The 12,724-nt window shown below is 53.2% G+C and carries 12 protein-coding genes; 1 reads left to right on the top strand and 11 read right to left on the bottom strand.

Features of this window, described 5'->3' with window-relative positions; all coding sequences use genetic code 11:
- Positions 1-11: 11 nt before the first annotated feature.
- The 11 genes from GM668_RS00190 to GM668_RS00240 all read right to left on the bottom strand — a co-directional run bounded on the left by GM668_RS00190 (position 12) and on the right by GM668_RS00240 (position 10,106).
- Positions 12-755, bottom strand: a complete 744-nt coding sequence (locus GM668_RS00190) for an SDR family NAD(P)-dependent oxidoreductase (RefSeq protein ID WP_155436929.1) — start codon at positions 753-755, stop codon at positions 12-14.
- 17 nt (positions 756-772) lie between these two features.
- On the bottom strand, positions 773-1,252 hold the full coding sequence (locus tag GM668_RS00195; protein ID WP_155436930.1) for a gluconate 2-dehydrogenase subunit 3 family protein: 480 nt from the start codon (positions 1,250-1,252) through the stop codon (positions 773-775).
- 9 nt (positions 1,253-1,261) lie between these two features.
- Positions 1,262-2,860, bottom strand: a complete 1,599-nt coding sequence (locus GM668_RS00200) for a GMC family oxidoreductase (RefSeq protein WP_155436931.1) — start codon at positions 2,858-2,860, stop codon at positions 1,262-1,264.
- Between the two features lie 181 nt (positions 2,861-3,041).
- Complete coding sequence (gene fabZ / locus GM668_RS00205) at positions 3,042-3,506, bottom strand: 3-hydroxyacyl-ACP dehydratase FabZ (protein WP_155436932.1); 465 nt, start codon at positions 3,504-3,506, stop codon at positions 3,042-3,044.
- 54 nt (positions 3,507-3,560) lie between these two features.
- A complete protein-coding gene (locus GM668_RS00210; RefSeq protein WP_170305433.1) occupies positions 3,561-4,772 on the bottom strand; it encodes an acyl-CoA reductase in 1,212 nt (403 codons plus the stop codon).
- Positions 4,750-5,832, bottom strand: a complete 1,083-nt coding sequence (locus GM668_RS00215; RefSeq protein ID WP_170305434.1) for a LuxE/PaaK family acyltransferase — start codon at positions 5,830-5,832, stop codon at positions 4,750-4,752. Before GM668_RS00215 ends, GM668_RS00210 begins: the two co-directional genes overlap by 23 nt.
- A 30-nt stretch (positions 5,833-5,862) precedes the next feature.
- Positions 5,863-7,263 carry an AMP-binding protein gene (locus tag GM668_RS00220; RefSeq protein WP_155436934.1) on the bottom strand — a complete coding sequence of 467 codons (1,401 nt, stop codon included), beginning with the start codon at positions 7,261-7,263 and terminating at the stop codon, positions 5,863-5,865.
- Between the two features lie 20 nt (positions 7,264-7,283).
- Positions 7,284-7,523, bottom strand: a complete 240-nt coding sequence (locus tag GM668_RS00225; RefSeq protein WP_155436935.1) for an acyl carrier protein — start codon at positions 7,521-7,523, stop codon at positions 7,284-7,286.
- A 13-nt stretch (positions 7,524-7,536) separates the two neighbouring features.
- Positions 7,537-8,202, bottom strand: a complete 666-nt coding sequence (locus GM668_RS00230; RefSeq protein WP_155436936.1) for an acetyltransferase — start codon at positions 8,200-8,202, stop codon at positions 7,537-7,539.
- Positions 8,203-8,234: 32 nt separating this feature from the next.
- Positions 8,235-9,431, bottom strand: coding sequence for a DegT/DnrJ/EryC1/StrS family aminotransferase (locus GM668_RS00235; protein ID WP_155436937.1), 1,197 nt, complete (start codon positions 9,429-9,431; stop codon positions 8,235-8,237).
- Between the two features lie 81 nt (positions 9,432-9,512).
- Positions 9,513-10,106, bottom strand: coding sequence for a sugar transferase (locus GM668_RS00240; protein WP_155436938.1), 594 nt, complete (start codon positions 10,104-10,106; stop codon positions 9,513-9,515).
- Positions 10,107-11,335: 1,229 nt separating this feature from the next.
- Here GM668_RS00240 and GM668_RS00245 point away from each other — a divergent pair.
- Positions 11,336-12,694 carry a hypothetical protein gene (locus GM668_RS00245; protein WP_155436939.1) on the top strand — a complete coding sequence of 453 codons (1,359 nt, stop codon included), beginning with the start codon at positions 11,336-11,338 and terminating at the stop codon, positions 12,692-12,694.
- Positions 12,695-12,724 lie beyond the last annotated feature (30 nt).

Below are 12,724 nucleotides of genomic sequence, written 5' to 3' on the forward strand. Positions count from 1 at the left end.
GAGCCAGCGCGTTAAATTTGACCGCCATCTACGCGCAGCACCTGCCCCGTCACGTAAGAGGACAAGTCGCTGGCCAGGAACAACGCAACGTTTGCGATTTCCACCGGTTCGGCAGGACGCTTCAACGCTGTCGACGCGATCAGCTTGTCACGCGCCTTTTCTTCCATCTGGTCGTACATGTCGGTGCGGGTCACGTTCGGCGCAATCGCATTGGCGCGAATACCGGACTCGCCCAGTTCAGTCGCCATGGTTTTCGTGGCAAACATCAGCGCCGCCTTGCTGGAACCATAGCTGGTCATGCCGGCATCCCCGACCAGACCTGCTGTCGACGCGATATTGATGATCGAGCCAGCTTTCGAGCGCGCCATGTAGCGGGAAATACCCTGAGAAAACAACAGTTGCGAAAAGAAATTCACCTCAAACACATTCTTCATGTCGGGCAAAGACGCCATCTGGAAAAACGAACCGGTTGCCACGCCTGCATTGTTGACCAGCACATCGACCTTTTGTTTGGTCGAGATAATCGTACGCACCCCGGCTTTGACTTGTTCGCTGTCCGTCAAGTCGAAGTAGACAGGAGTGATTGCCACGCCGGTGCGTTCGGCCAGTTCCGCCAGGTCGCGCGTAAATTCTTCTGTTTCCTTGCGGGCACAGGCAAACAAATTGGCGCCGTTTTCCGCGAAGACACGCAAAATTTCTTTGCCGATACCACGGCTGGAGCCGGTAACGATAGCCGTCTTGTTCTTTAAAAGCATGTAATCCTCGAAATAAATTAGGGTGTCGGCGTGCAGTCGCGGTAAATCTGCCCACGTTCAAATACAGGTTCCAGCATGGCCAGGTCGCCATCTATGGGGAAATAACCCAATGGAAATGGCGAGCGCGGATCCATGCCGATCGCCGCCATGACACGGTCATCCTGGTAATAACATTGCACCACTTGACTGCCCAGTTCGCCAAAGAAGCGGAACAGCTTGCGCTTGAGTTTTTCAATCAGCTGGCCCTGCTGCTCCCGGTCCAGTACCGCGAATGCCACGCCATGCGCGGCATGGCATTCTTCAGCAATACTGTCCAACCCCTGCTGCAGCCATGCGCGCGCGCCATTATTGCGCACATAGGCGAAGAAATTCACGTCAGCGGCACTGGGCAGGCGGCCATCGTCGCTGGCGGGAATGATCATGTCCAGCACGACCCGCAGCATCTGGTCCTGCTCTGCGCTTAATACGCCCGTATCAACGAAATTTACGATCGCCATGACGCTCCCTTAACCTAAAATAGCCGGCAAGTTTTTCTTGATATTGTCGGCAATATATAAAGCCACTGCCTGCATCGTCGACACGGGATTCACACCACCCGACGTGACAAAAATACTGCTGTCGACGACAAACAGGTTCGGTACATCATGACTACGGCCAAATGCATCCACCACGGACGTGGCCGGGTTACTGCCCATGCGGGCAGTTCCCATCAAGTGCCACCCCGTGTTGCGCACCGGACCAAAGGCAAAGTTTTTTACAGAACCGGCTGCCGTCATAACTTCCTTACCGCGCTCCAGCCCGTGCGCCAGCATTTTCTTGCTGTTTTCACTCAACCGATAAGTGATCTTTGGTGCAGGTATGCCATGCGCATCCTTTAATTCCGGATCCAGCGTGACGGTATTGGTTGGCTCAGGCAAATCTTCGACAATAATGCCCATGCCGATCGTGTGGCCGAAACGGGCAGCGAAAGCCGCATGATGCCCCTGTCCCCAAGGTATGTCGCGCCGTGCAATACCTGCCATGGCTGTTTCAATCGGCCCCGGACCACGCAGCACTTGCATGGTATACCCGCGCACAAAGCCCCGCGCCTGGTCCGTTTCATAAAATTCCTGGCCCAGGATGCAGCAGCCGTGCGGCCCCAGATGAGAATCCAGCTGTTCTTCAAAGACGCCTTCCACGTAGCCCAGCGGGTGCAGCATCAGGTTCTTGCCGACCATGCCAGAACTATTGGCCAAGCCATCCGGGAATGCGGAAGAACGCGAATTGAGCAGCAGGCGCGGGGTGCCGACACCGCTGCAGGCAACGATCACCATGCGAGCGCGCTGCACGCATTCGGCGCCCGTCTCGTCGTAATAAATCACACCGTTCGCCAAACCCTGGCTGTCCACCGTGATTTCACGGACACGGGCGCGCGTTTTCAGTTTGACGCCATTGCGCAATGCCTCCGGCCAGTAGGTAATGTCGACACTGGATTTCGCGCCCTGCGCACAGCCGGTATTGCACGGTCCAAGATTAATGCAGCGGTCACGCCCTTTATGGGGGCGCGTAATAATCGCACTGTAGGCAGGCCACCAGTGCCAGCCCAGCTTATTAAACCCTTCCCCGATCTTTTCACCCATCCGGCCCATCGGCACGGGCGGCTGTAAACCTTCAATAGGCGGATAAGCTGGGTCGCCACCCAGCCCGGAAACGCCCATCATTTTGTCGTTCAGCGCAAAGTACGGGTCCAGCAATTCGTAATCAATCGGCCAGTCATCTGCCACACCATCGAGGGTTTTTACCTTGAAGTCGGATGGGTGAAAGCGCGGAAAATGGCCCGAATACAGGATCGTGCTGCCGCCGACACCATTGAAGTTGGCAATCGCGATAGGCGAATCCTGGTCATTGATCGGGTAGTCCGATGGCAGTTTTCGCACATTTGGACTGACGTTGTACGGCCCCAGGCGTTGCACTTCCCAGTTGCGCTGCGTGCTGGGATAGCGGCCGGCATCCATCCGGTCACCTTGCTCGAGACAAAGAATATTCAGTTTCGTTTCGCTAAGAGACCAAGCCACAGCTGCACCAGAAGCCCCGGCGCCAATAATTAATACATCAACAGTTTCCATTACAACCACTGGTCTCCTATGCGCCTGCACTCTGGCATTTCTGGCAATGCCAATCTGCAAGTGTAGCGTGCTGCACCGGCCTTGTCACGCAAGCTGCGTACCGCCATTTGCACAATCGCCCACCAGCGGCATTTCCGCAGGCGGGCGTTGTTTTTTACCGAACGGGCAAGCCGTCCTGAACCTATGCCTTCTTCGGCAGGTATTGCTCGAGGATATCTGGAATCGTGATCAGCATGTCGGCTTCGCACGCCACTTCGCCGTTGGTATAAGCGACGCCGCGGCCTTTGCAAATGCCGCGTTTCCACGACAGCACTTCCGTCTCGATCACAAATTTATCGCCAGGCAAAACTTCTTTGCGGAACCGCACCGTGTGTTGCAACGCATGTGTGACCTTGCCTTTCAGACCAGGCTGCGTAGTAATGGCGACCGTCAGCATTTGCGCCAGCGCTTCCAACTGCAGTGCGCCAGGCATATTCGGTCCGCCAGGGAAGTGCACCGGGAAATACCATTCATTCATCGTCAGGTTCTTGAAACCTTTCGCGCTCTTTCCTGGCACCACCTCGTCAACATGGTCAATCATCAGGAATGGATAGCGGTTAGGCTGATATTCCTGCAACTGCACACAATTTAAGCTGAAACCTTCCATGCATTACTCCATTCATTGTTCTAAATAATAGGCGCGATACCGTACCGGCCAGCCCTACCGGAAGTCGACGATGCGCGACAGACTGCGTACCAGGTCATAGCCATCCCATACAATGCCGATGTCCAGCGCAGTGCCCACTGGCACCACCCGATCAATACCGCTCAGGCGGTTCTTCACGACAAATTCCATCGCCGCGGTCTTTTCCAGCCCGAAATAAGTCATGGTTTGGTACTTGGGATTAACAATTCCGGCGACACTGTCCAGCGCAGCCGTGTCAAACTCATAGACGAGGCCATGCTTGCCACGGAACTCTTCCATTTTTTCCGGCAGCGTCTCCAGCTTGACGCGATACAGGAAATTGCCATGCCGGTGGACGCCTGCCACCTCGGTGGAATCAATCGCATTGCGGCACAACAGCGTGAACTTGTCGACAGCATTTACCGGCTGCAAATCCAGTTTGGCTCGCGTGACAGCGGCCACACATTCCCAGAATTTTGCTTTAGCTTTGGCGATGGCATCAGCCTCGCCCAGCCAGACCAGCAGGTGCGGCGATGAGCAAGCATTCTGGTCCATCAAGAAGATATCGTTATAAAAGCCCTGGGCCAGCGCTTCAATTTGCGCCGGCTGTGCTGCCTGCACGCTGGCGGCATCCACGACACCGAACGAATAGCGGTCTGAAAACGCCACTTCCACACAGCGTGCCGAAGCAGGAATCTGGCGGATATGGCTGATGGTCTGGTCGCCGCCCCAGATAATGCGCGCATGGCACATCACAGAAAAGGCAGCCGTCACTGCGTCATCCTGCGGATAGCCGACAAAAGCCGTCATCGCGGCAATGTCCTGGTATTTATCCTGAGCGAGCAGCGCACTGATCGCGCGGCAGATGATGCCGATCTGTTCAAAAGGCTTGGACGGCACACGCACGATATTCGCGTTACCGGCCAGCAGGGAAAAGACGAAGGAAAAAGCAAAATTGACGGGCACATTCGATGGCGCGATATGGAACGCCAATCCAAGGCCAAGGCGCACCTGCTGTTCCCCATGCTCGCGCCGCAGCTTTTCAATATTCGCCTTGCGGCACCAGTAAGCAAACGACACCACGTCGGGAAAGCGCCGCGCATCGCCATCGGCCAAGATACGGGTCGACAGTTCCGCCAGGAATTCGCAGGCCAGCGGATGGTAAGGCACCAGCGGCTTAACGCACAGCTGTCCGCCATCGGGGCGGATCAGGTATTGAATAGAATTATGTTCCGGCAGCGTAGGCATCGCCACATCCCCTGACTTCGGCGCTCTTGATGCGGCCATGGATTTTGAAATATTTGCCCTTGCGGCCACAGCCGCAATCATCTTCACCGACAATTTCGCCTAAATCTTCAGACAAGATGGAATGGCCTGGATAACTGGTCGGCAGCAGGGACATCAATTGCACGAGACCTTGCTGGCCTGGCGCCAACGAAGAAAAATCACGGTGGTCGCGAATGCACACATCCGAGAAAATGGACGCATGTAAATGGCCGGCCTCGCACTCCATGAAAATAGATCCAGTCTGCTCGACCATGCCATAGTAATTATGTACCCGGGCAACGCCACTGACGTCAAAGATAGCGCGCTTGAACGTCTCGTTATCCACCGCACTTTCAATCAGTTTTTTCCAGCCACCGCCATGGATCATGACGCCGTTCGATAAATCCAGCTGAATCCCGGCTTCCGCCAGCGGTTTATAGAAGTGCTGCCAGATCATGAAAGTGAAGCCAAACAGCAGGATCGGTTCGCCACGGTGCGCATCGACAAATGCCTGCACAGCCGGCATGTCGAGCTGCATATTGTCATCCAGCGCGTAGGCCATGTCGCGACCAAACATGGAAAAGCCAAGGATACCGGCGCCCCGTGCGGAAAAAGTATGACGGTCTTTCAGCGTGGAGGCCGAATCGATCACCAGCATCGGCAAACGCTTCTTGCCGATAAATGAAGCAACAATCTTGCTGAGAATACGGGTCTGGGTGGCCGAGGCATCCTTGTCGAGGAAAATCTTCGATACACGCTGGCCCGAGGTGCCGGACGACGTCATGGTTTTCACCACAGCATCACGGTCGACACTGAGCAAGTCGTATTCCTTGAACAGGCGCACCGGAATGAATGGAATATCCTGGACGGTTTCGGCTTTGGCGGGATCCACCCCCAGCACATCGAGTATGCGCTGATAACCGGCACACCTATCGTAGTGGTGCTGGCTCAGCCAGGACAACGCGCGCCGGTACAATGCCTCTTTCTCCGCGCGATCGAGCGAGAATGGGGCGATATCCTGAATTTCAGTCAGCGAAAACACAGCAGTTCCTGCCTTTCTTGTCGGCGCCAGTCAGTGCAAAGCGGAGTACAGGATTTTGCCTGCTTCGTTGCGTGGAATGCTGTCAATGTAGACAACTTCAAATGCGGAATGATGAATGCCGGTGCGTTCGACGATAAAACTCTTGATCTGCGCATGGCCTTCCTTTTCACAGGTATAAATGCGCAGCCGGTCGTCCACGCCGGCGCACACACAGCTATAGCCGAACTCGCTAATCATTTGCTCAACTTCTTCCAGGTTGATGCGGTTGCCAAACAGCTTGAGTACCCGCTTCATGCGGCCCACGATGTAGTACAAGCCATCGGCATCGCGCCGGGCCAGGTCGCCGGTGTGCAATACGCCGCCGTTTTCATCGCCTTTGGCCAGATCCGCACCGCACGACGCATAGCCCAGCGTGACGTTGTCGCCCCGGTATACCAGTTCGCCCGTCGCGCCTTCTTCCAGAATCGCCTTACCCTGTTCATCTTCGAGCCAGAATTCCCCGCCCGGAATCGCTACGCCGATGCTGCCGGCCGCCGATTCGGCGTAGTCGGGCGGCAGATACGACATGCGCGCAGTCGCTTCGGTCTGGCCATACATGACAAAGAACCGAATCCCTTTTTCCGCGCACACACCGGCAAATTCCCGCACCAGCGCCGCATCGAGCTTGCCGCCCGCCTGGGTCAGGGTCTTCAGGCTGGGCAAATCCATGCGCTTGAAGTTGAGCCGTTTCAGCATTTCATATACGTAGGGAACACCACCGAACGTGGTAGCCTCCCCAGTCTTCAGCATTTGCCAGAAGCCCTTATCCATCAACGACTTGGCCGTCAGCAATACTGTGCAGCCGCGCAGAAAATGGCTGTTGAGTATGGAAAGCCCGTAGGAATAGCTCATGGGCAGTGTCGTGATAGGACGGTCGCCCCCGGTGATACCCAAATACTGCGCAATCGCCGCTGCATTGCTGGCGATGTTCTTGTAGCTTTGGCGCACCAGCATAGGACTGCCGGTACTGCCTGATGTCGTCAGCAACAGGGCCAGATCGCCATGCAATGACGGCGTATCGGTGTACGGTGTTTGCAGCAAAGCATACGAGCCATAGCGATGCACGATCCTCGCACCCGCGCAAACGTCAGCCAGTCCCTCGGGCAACCAGAGGTAAGCAGGCCGGTAAGTCTGCAACAGGTTTTGAAGTAATTCCCTGTTGATGCTGGCACTCAACATCAGCGGCGCCACGCGCTTGCGCAAAAATCCAAGATACGCGGCAACGGATTCCACGTTGTTTTCACATAGGCAAAATGCCAGTGTGCGGGACGTGGTTGCGCCCCCGATGCCATCGGCTATCTTCTGCAACCCATCGTATGTAATATGTTCGCCCCCGTCCGCAATCAATGCGATAGCGGCGCCATGGGCATGGAGGTCGTCATAGAAATTCATGCGATGGCCTGCAAAGGAATTTAAAACTGGACGCCGTACTTGGCCAACGTTTCCAGGCCTTTCGTATACGAGCTGAAATCAATGATATCGTCAGTTTCCATCATGATGTCAAACGCATCTTCCAGAGCAGCAATCATGCCCATATGGCCAACCGAATCCCAGGCTGGAACGCATTGATACGTAAAAGTTTCATTCAGCACGCTTGCTTCCACGCCGAAGCTGTCTACAAAAACCTTGGCGTATTTTTCGATATTCGTCATTTCAAATTCCTATTCAATTTTTCTTAAAAACCCGTTTATCGACATTCTTGCGCAGCGGCCTCGCAGGATTGCCAATTGCAATCATTTCATCTGGGACATCATTGTATACGACCGACCCCATGCCAACAATTGCCTCGCTACCGATGGTGATTCCCTCTTTGATCTGCGTTCCCATTCCAACATATGAACTCTCGCCAATAACACAGGCGCCGCCAACGTTAACCATGGAGGAAATCACAGTATGTGCACCGACTTTGATGTCGTGACCGATAATAGCCTTGCAGTTGAGGACCACATTAGCACCCAGTTCTGCATCACTAACGACCGAACAGTATGAGGTGATAATCACGCCCTCGCCCAATTTGGCCGTATCCGCAATAATTGCCGAGGGGTCAATGACCTTTCCTAACTTGACGCCGCGTGCTTTGACTTTATCGTAAATAATCTTACGGATCGCAGGCTCTCCATTGGCAATTACGACCTCTACCTCATTCAAATCGAATTTCTCTAAAAATTCATTGAATGTAAAAACATTGGCGCCGTAAAAACTCTTTCCCAGCGCTGGATTATCATCAATGAAATTCAGACATTCCCAGGTTGCTTCCGCCTGAATCACGCGCTTGGCGATGTCGAACACTTCTTTACCCAAACCACCTGCGCAATATACGAATAACTTCATCAAAACTCCAGACAGCAATCAAATGGACGGCATCAAGCCATCGCTTCCTTCAATACCTGGGCCGTCACTGTACAGGTTTGGGCGACCTCGGCTTCAGTGAGGGTCGGATGAACCAGCCACATCAGCGAGGTCTGGCCTAATTCCCGTGCGACTGGAAACGGCTCCGCCGGACGGAACCCGGTCCCATCAAACGCTTTTTCCAGATAAACCTCGGAACACGTACCCTGATAGCAAGGAACACCGCGGGCGTTAATTTCCGCCACGATGCGATCGCGACTCCAGCCCGGCGCCAGATTTTCGGGCCGTACGAAAGCATAAAACTTGTACTGGGCATGCACGCTGGCACCGTCATTGCTCTCAAATTCAGGCAAACGCACCGCCCCCGCCGGGCCGGCATATGGTTGCATTGCCGCCGTCAGCGCCCCGGCATTAGCACTGCGGCGCTCAGTCCAATTGGCCATACGACGCAACTGAATGCGGCCAATGACGGCCTGCATTTCAAGCATGCGCCAATTGGTACCGAAACTTTCATGCACCCAGCGGAAGCCCGGCGGATGTACCCGGTTATATACGGCGTCATAGCTTTTACCATGGTCTTTGTACGACCACATCTGCGACCACAGTTCTGCATCATTGGTGGTAACCATGCCACCCTCGCCGCCGGTGGTCATAATCTTGTCCTGGCAAAAACTCCATGCAGCAGCATGGCCAATCGAACCAACGCTACGTCCTTTGTAGCGCGCGCCATGGGCTTGCGCGCAGTCTTCAATCACATAAAAGCCATGCCGCTCAGCCAGCGCCATGATCGGATCCATATCGCATGGCCAACCAGCCAAATGCACGCAAATCACTGCTTTTGTGCGCGGCGTCACGCAACGTGCGATGGTCTCGGCCGTGATATTCCCGCTATCCGGATCCACCTCGGCAAATACCGGCGTCGCGCCAAAGCCAATCACGCAGGAAATACTGGCGATAAACGTGCGTGGCGTGACGATCACTTCGTCGCCCGGACCGACGCCCAGCACCTTTAACGGCAACTCCAACGCGAGCGTACCGTTCGCCAATGCTATGGCGTGTGAAGTGCCCGCCCATTCCGCAAATTCTTTTTCAAATTTGCGGCACTCGTCGCCTGTCCAATAGTTCACCTTATTGGACATCAATACAGTATGAACGGCAGAGGCTTCCTCTTCGGTAAAACTTGGCCACGGGGAGTGTTGTGTATTCAGCATGCCATTCTCATCATTAATTGCAACGCAATGGATATTAGACGGGTTGCAACGTCACATGTCTCGCGGCGAGACAGGCTTAACTTACTTCCCCGAAGAGCTCTCAGCGGAGGTGCCGGTAAATGGAATGCCGTTAACATCCACACCAACCACATTCTGGCGTATCAGCACTTTCTTGATTGTTAAAAAGAAGATTTTGACATCCAGCCAGAACGATTGGTTATCAACATACCAAATGTCCAGCCGGAACTTCTCTTCCCAGCTCACCGCGCAACGTCCATTCACCTGGGCCCAGCCGGAAATACCGGGGCGTACGTTATGACGGCGCATTTGCTCTGGTGTATACAAAGGCAGATAAGACATGAGCAATGGCCGCGGCCCGATCAGGCTCATGTCGCCTTTCAGCACGTTCCACAATTGGGGAATTTCATCGAGGCTGGTCGAGCGTAGAAATTGCCCGAATGGCGTGATGCGCTCGGAATCAAGCTTGTGAACCTCGTCCGTCATGGAGCGGAACTTTACCAGCTCAAACGGTTTGCCATGCAAACCCGGACGCGTCTGACGGAAAAAAGCGGGGCTCCCCAACTTCCAGCGAACCAGAACATAAATGATACAAACTGGCAAAGCGAGCACCAACAAGCCTGCTGCTGCAAGAATAAAATCAATTGTTCTCTTCATTAACTTCCCACTGTATTTCCACTTCAAGATTTCCGCTACAAGAGCCAGCCTACCGCCTTCACGTCACATCATCCGAAAGCCGAACTGCGAATTACCGGAGAAGTTCATACAGGAATAAGCTGCAGACTCCCGGCCACACCGAATAAATCGCAAGGAGATGGCAACCTGGGGCTTATTCCGAGTTGCCCTTACGAATTTTACCAGATTTACAACTCACAGCTTCAATCGTTGAAGCCCCCACGGCATACTTTCAAGCCCAACCATCCTCTTGCGATCACAAAATGCCCACGTTGCGTGCAGTGCACCATCACCGGATTGTACATACCCCCGTGCCGAACCGCAACGCAGCTTATACATACTTAAAACGAGGCTCGCCTATGCCTGCACATTGACTATGTGATCAATTGGTGGCGTAACCCATTTCGCCACGACTGCCACGAGCGCACCTGCTGCACAGCAGCAATATCCTTCAGCAGCCACATAAACCTGTCTCATCCCATCCACAATGCTGGGCAACAGGTTCAGTACAACGCCGCGCACTGCGATTGAACTCCCCCACCAAACAGTTTTTCAACTTAACAGCATCAAAATTCACCATATAGCTGCCACCCTGCGAAACCGATAGCGACTGAAACCGAATAAATCAAATTTCGTTGGCGCGCAGTCGCCAATACGCGAAGGCCCAGGACGCACATTGCCCCCCAGATTCGCCGCTGGCGCGCCCTTAGCCGCCGAGCCTGGCCAGCCCACATTCAGGCCGAAAAATTAGCCGCAGCTCCGCCAGCCTCGGCGCCTCGTAATGGCTTGCATCGGCATCCACCAGTTCCATCATCGCAAAGTCCGTTATCGTGGTTTGACGAAGAACACCGCGTAGTTGCTCACACTGTTCGGCTTCGCCGACTTTGCACCGGCACAACGAGGTGCGAATCGGGTATTTCGTACGCCAAAACGCTTCAAAGCCCGTGTTTCCGGCAGAATCCGGCAAGGCTGCGGACGCGGAGCAATGACTCATCCGATTGAACCAGATGCCTCGATCAAATCTTCCTTAATATCGCGGTTGACTCGATCTATGGCATCAAGCACAATATCCTATTCCATACGAGTAAGGGAATAACGTAATCGCAGTTCCACTGATTCCAATATCAAAGAACGGATGTAATTCCCGCCTACCTCTACTAGCCCACTTCTCTTACCCCAACGCTCAAGAAAGCAAGCATCAAAGGAAAGCAATGGTTAAAAAACATGATTTGATGCGCGCAACAATATCATTGATAGCGGTTATTTTCGTGTATTGCTCCGATACTTTGTGGAGTGCAGCATATCACCATTTGTTTCCCCTATCGGAATTGGTTGGTGTTTTATTTTTATATGCAGCCGCCCTTTCAGGCTTCGTTTTTATCCCATATCACTTCATCTCTAGAAAAATTACATTATGGAGCATTGATTTCCTTGCCATATTACTTTCCATAACTTCGATATTCGTTATTTTGCGCCGATTGCAGATCATCGATGCAGGCGTACCATTGATTGTAAAAATTTTTCTTGTTGTTTTTGGGGGGGGAATTTCGGGTTATTTGACTGTATTTTCCAGCGATGCCAACTTAAAAAAAATACGCAACATGCTCACGGCATCCGCTCTCCTTTTTGTTTTTAGCCCTCCACTGCTGGTTGCGCTTACAGCCGAACGCACAGAATTCCCTATTTCCGCTTTACCGTCCACATCTGTGGCAAAGCCAAATGTTGCAATAATATTACTTGATGAGTTGGGGCAAGAGGCGGCCGACCCGATTTTGAAAGTGTTGGCTGAGCAGCGACTTAGTATTTCAAGTGGTGCAATGAAGCCGCTTGGCGAAAATACCGTGAATGTGATTCCCGCACTTTTGACAGGTAGAGACTTTTCGAAAGCGCACCCGTGCTCGCTGAGCGCTGTTTGCAGCGGTAATACGGTTCTTGACTTCGCAAGAATGAAAAGCCCGGATGCACGTGTAGACATTGTAGGCTTCTATCATCCATATTGCGAGATTTCAGGGCTGCGTTATTGCCATATGGCCGATCCGCACGCCATGAAAAGTTCTGCTACTTGGCTTAGTTGTGTACTTATAAGAATGGTTTATCCTGCAGGATTATCTTATTGCAATGAGCAACCCTTTGTTGTTGCTCAGGTAAATTCCGCACGGAGCGAAATTTATCATGCGCTAGACAATGCTCCCTTTTGGAAGGAAGGCGGGACCTTATATTTCCATATACCGCTGCCGCACCCTCCTGGCAAGACCAATGGTAATACACTGGATGAGGATTATTCGAACAACATTCAGGATGCCGCCATTTTAGTTAACAGCCTTACCGCTCGGTTAAAAAGCAATTTTGGCAATAATTTTTTATTAGTAGTAACATCAGATCACCCCTTGCGTCCGAAATTATGGTGCAAGCTACCAAATTATGCGCATAACTGTGAGTTGCGCGAACAGTTCCAGTCAAAACGGGTTCCGTTAATCATGGCGTCACCTGTGGATCAATTACCGCCGATCACCGAGGGAGATCAACTTTTCCAACTTGTGAATAGCTATCGCTCTAATTCACCCAGGTAAGGGAACGCCAATTTAATGATTACACCGTTG

This window comes from Pseudoduganella ginsengisoli (genome assembly GCF_009720865.1).
GTDB classification, from domain to species: domain Bacteria; phylum Pseudomonadota; class Gammaproteobacteria; order Burkholderiales; family Burkholderiaceae_D; genus Rugamonas; species Rugamonas ginsengisoli.